Genomic DNA, 4,286 nt, shown 5'->3' on the forward strand with positions numbered 1-4,286 from the left:
GTTACTATTCNCGTTTACGCAATCCAAAGGAGTATGGAATATCCATGAATCAATACACATAGTTCCCATCGTTTGGCGAAGTCGGGCAAAAGTGGAGTGTTTCCCATCAGGGGCAATCCATCGTTGCATCACTTCGGAATATGAGAGTTTTGTCGATTCTCCTATTTTAGCATCATAGCTTAACATAATGGTGCGTACTACTTGATAGCCTTTGTGAGCCGTGATGATGTTCATATAATAACTATCATCGAATGTTCGTTTCTTGGTGGTTTTAACTATTAGCTTTGATTGACAATTTGGACATTCGCAATCTAATAATGTAATTGCAAGTTCTCCCATCCCTTCCCACGAATGTCCGCATTTCGTACAAGTGATAATTCCTTTGTCCGTTCTTCGTCCAACATATTGGATAACGTGGTCATATCCCCATTGGATTTGCGTTTTGGTAAGTTTAGGCAAACTTTTACTTGCTTCTACTACTTGTTTTTGGAGTTTATTCTTCTTATGTGAAGTTTTACATAAGCAAAAATATGTGAAGAATATGGTTATGTAAAGAAAGGGTAAAAATACGACTGATTCTTACCACTTTCTATGCTTTTTAGTTTACATAACTTTATTCTTTAAATCCTTTCAACCATTCTTTAAGGGATGTGTTTTCTTCCCATTCAGGCCTTTCCTCTGGCACAATATGTGAACTCGCCTTTTCTATTGCTTCTCTTTTTCTATTAGATGATAGTTTTGCATAGATTTCTGTAGCTTGAATGCTTCTATGCCCTAAGAGGTCTCGTATTATGATAAGTTCTGTACCTTGCTCAACCAAAGACATAGCCGTAGAATGACGGATTTTATGAGGACTCAGGTGTTCCGGTATCAGTTCCGGATTTTTCCTCTTGGCTTGTTGGGCATACTTCAGAAGGGTGTAATTGATTCCTTGACGGGTAAACTCATCGCCGGAATGATTTCGGAATAACGGTTTGTCAAGATTTCGCACAAGAGTAAAGTCGAAAAGTTTAGCATATTTCATTAATTGTGCGTGAAGTTCTTTTACCATAGGAACATGACGGTTCTTGTTTCCTTTCCCATGAATGACAATATGACGAGGAGATGACATGCAAACATCTCGTCCTTTTATTGCGATGAGTTCACTAACCCTTATTCCTGTTAAAAACAAAAGAAGGATTATGGTGTAATCTCTAAGACCGGATTGCATAGTAATATCAATGGTGTCCAATAAACATCTCATTCCTTCAGGTGAAAGGTAAGATATAGTAGTCTGTTCATTGACTTTAGATTTTATTTTAACAATCTCTTCACTTGCGGTCAGATACTCCGGAAATTCATATTTTACAAAAGTAGCAAAGCTTTTTAATGCAGCCAAACGTTGGTTCGTTGTTGATACAGAGACGTGCCTGTTATTTTCAAGCCACCTTAAAAAATCACGTACATTGCTATAATTTAGCTGTGCTAAGGTTATTTCTCCGATGTTAGTGTCCCTCGCTGTTTCCATAAATTCAATAAACTGGATAAACGCATACCGATATGTTGAGATAGTACGCAGAGATGCCCCTCTGTCATTCGGCAGATAATCCCAAAAGTATTTTTGTAGCATTATGCCAAAATCAGTTTTCATATTTTTCCTCCTTTTCAATAATATTTTCTAAAATAGTGGTGAATTTTTCTTGCACATAGGGATAAAGGGATGCCGTCAATCTTAGGTAGTATTCGGTTGCCATTATTGACTTATGTCCTAAATAAGCAGACAGAACCGGAAGTGACACATACAAGTCTTCTCCATTTTCAACCATCTGTTTGAATGCGTAAACAGCGAATGTATGTCGCCAATCATGTAGTCTTTTAGTATTGCCTGTGGAGGATGCAGCTGGAAGCCCTGCTAATCGCAGGATTTTTCGATGAAAAGACTGTAAAGTAGGTTCTGTTAAGGGTTGTCCGTGTCGATTTGAGAAGATTGGATCGGTATTTTCCAATGTACTGAATGTCTTGCCGGCATATTCCTCAAGAAGCTGCCTCAAACTTGGAGACATAACTACATAACGCTCTTTAGAGCCCTTGGTAACCATTAAACGAATAATCCCATTGTCTATGTCTACGTCCTGTTTCCTTATTCGTAGGGTTTCAGTAACTCTCGTACCACAGCAATACATTATTCTAAGTAATACTGGAAGCTGGATCTGATGCTTAGTCAAGGAAGATATCTTATACGTATCAACAACCACAAAGTATTTGCTTATTTCATCCTCGGTATATATGTGTGGCACATAATTAGGCGTGGGAGGCTTGACATTCCGGAAGAGAGAGACTGGATATCCATGAGTAAAGAGGTATTCGAAAAATCTCCGGCTTACTCCGATACGGAGGTAGTGTCCGTGCTTCGTCTCGTCTTTGCGTTGTTGTCGCCATTCCATTGCCATCACCGATGAAAATTCTCCCATGACACAGTTTTTTGAACGAAGAAACCAATCCAGTTTCTGTAGATAAGTATAGTCTCTTGCAGGATTAACACCAACTTCACTTCTGAAGTCTAAATACTCGTTGATTAGCGGATTAAAAGCGGATGTAAAAAATGGACGTTTCATATAGTTCCCTCCTTATTCATTTTGAACAATTCTGATTTCAATAAAGGAATGGGCAATGAGCATTTGCCGAGTTGAAGAAAATCTATTTTTAAATAGGTTTGAGTGGACTGAGTTATTGAATGCCCCAATGAACCACTTATAACATTCAATGACACGCCCATCTTTAGCATGTTAGATGCTAAACTGTGACGTAGAGAATGAGGACCGTGTTTATGTGTGGCTGCGGTTTGTCCATTTCCTGCCCTAATTGCATTTGACACGATAGCATGAAGAGCGCATGAATGCACGATTTTACCTTTTCTGGTATTCCCATGTTGAACGATTATCAGATTGCCTCCTTCAGATGGATGTCCATTGCGCATATAATCGATTATTGCATTCCCGACGGAAGCTATTAACGGAAGTGTAAGTGGTTTCTTAGTTTTGCACTGTATGATTTTTATTTCATTCCGCTCCCAGTCAATATCAGTCATACGCAACTGTACAATATCAGAGGCACGAAGTCCGTATTCTGCAGCAAGTAAAAATACAATATAATCCCGTTTCCCTTTAGGAGTAGACCGGTCAATTGCATTTATGGCGTGTCGTATTTCGTCTGTAGAATAAGTTGAAGGGAGCTTTTCCGGGCGAGGGGTGAATGAGTCTTTAACCACAGTAGATGATAAGTCTTTATCAATGTATTTGCTTTCATAAATATAGGTAAAGTACTCACGTAGAAAGTGTTTAAACTCCCTTCTATAGGACAATTTACATGTATAAAAAAAGTCGTCATTGATATATGCTGTAACGTCAGACAAATCTATTTTTTTATCGAATAAAAAATTATCATACCGAGAAAGCATATTTTTTCGACGTTTTATAGATACTGTACTCAGCAATAATTCTTCTTTACACCATAGGAGATATCCCTCAACATGATTGCAAATGGAGGTTTGGAAAGGACGTGCAACTAATGGTGTCCGGCTCTCAAATTCCTCTCCCTTAAATGAGGATAATAGCATTCGCATACAGCGCAAAGTGATTCTTTCGTGAAATGGTAGTTTAAAGCCATATTCCCATGTTCCACAAACAAATAGGCAATAATCTCTTGCCGTATCCTCCGAAAAATACCGGATATCATCTGAAGTAGCCCAGTTCATAAAATTACGGCATATTTTTCCATATTGCCATATTATACACTTGCTATAGTTTCGGTCAATAAGTTCTTGCCGAAAACTGCTAATTGTCTTTTTAATAAGTTCTTTATTCATAATTTTGAGACTTTTAAATCTCTAAATTATAAACTATTATGTCAATAAATCACACATTAAACCACTATATATTTGTATTATAATTGATAATCTTTACATAACTATATTCTTTACATATTTTTTTGGTTTCATGATGGTAATATTTTAAAAATCAAATAGATTTGGTTGGGTATTTAATGCTACTCTCTTGGCTTTCTTGGTTGGCTGTGTCATTTTCCGATAGGCTTCGTCTTGTGCCTTTTGCATAGCTTCTTGACGTGCCTGCTCTTTTTCTTCTGCTGACAGTACGACTACATGATTAACGATTACCTGTGAATTGTGCATCGGCTTATCTATCTCGATGTTATCTTCGTCATAGAAATGTACAGCCATGCCGAATATCTCATCATCGTGAAAACCATTGCAACCGCTTTTTTGCACCTGGTTTAGGATATAAGTCACA

Annotated in this window: 4 protein-coding genes; all 4 read right to left on the reverse strand. The window is 37.7% G+C overall.

Annotated features, from left to right (window positions below):
* Window positions 1-613 precede the first annotated feature (613 nt).
* Entirely contained in the window at window positions 614-1,630 is a 1,017-nt protein-coding gene (locus tag HMPREF9456_RS16785; RefSeq protein ID WP_006844766.1) for a tyrosine-type recombinase/integrase, read from the reverse strand.
* Window positions 1,620-2,594 (reverse strand): tyrosine-type recombinase/integrase, encoded by a 975-nt coding sequence (locus tag HMPREF9456_RS16790; protein WP_006844767.1) that lies wholly within the window; start codon window positions 2,592-2,594, stop codon window positions 1,620-1,622. Before HMPREF9456_RS16790 ends, HMPREF9456_RS16785 begins: the two co-directional genes overlap by 11 nt.
* Window positions 2,591-3,844, reverse strand: a complete 1,254-nt coding sequence (locus HMPREF9456_RS16795; protein WP_006844768.1) for a site-specific integrase — start codon at window positions 3,842-3,844, stop codon at window positions 2,591-2,593. The genes HMPREF9456_RS16790 and HMPREF9456_RS16795 overlap by 4 nt, the downstream gene beginning before the upstream one ends.
* A 144-nt stretch (window positions 3,845-3,988) precedes the next feature.
* Window positions 3,989-4,286 (reverse strand): PcfK-like family protein (locus tag HMPREF9456_RS16800; RefSeq protein WP_040402248.1); only part of this gene is annotated, 298 nt, incomplete at its 5' end.

It is taken from the genome of Dysgonomonas mossii DSM 22836 (assembly GCF_000213575.1).
GTDB lineage: Bacteria > Bacteroidota > Bacteroidia > Bacteroidales > Dysgonomonadaceae > Dysgonomonas > Dysgonomonas mossii.

Excerpts from the sequence above, each read along its gene's own strand:
- HMPREF9456_RS16785 (WP_006844766.1), bottom strand. The coding sequence starts at position 1,630 with ATGAAAACTGATTTTGGCATAATGCTACAAAAATACTTTTGGGATTAT.
- HMPREF9456_RS16790 (WP_006844767.1), bottom strand. The coding sequence starts at position 2,594 with ATGAAACGTCCATTTTTTACATCCGCTTTTAATCCGCTAATCAACGAG.
- HMPREF9456_RS16795 (WP_006844768.1), bottom strand. The coding sequence starts at position 3,844 with ATGAATAAAGAACTTATTAAAAAGACAATTAGCAGTTTTCGGCAAGAA.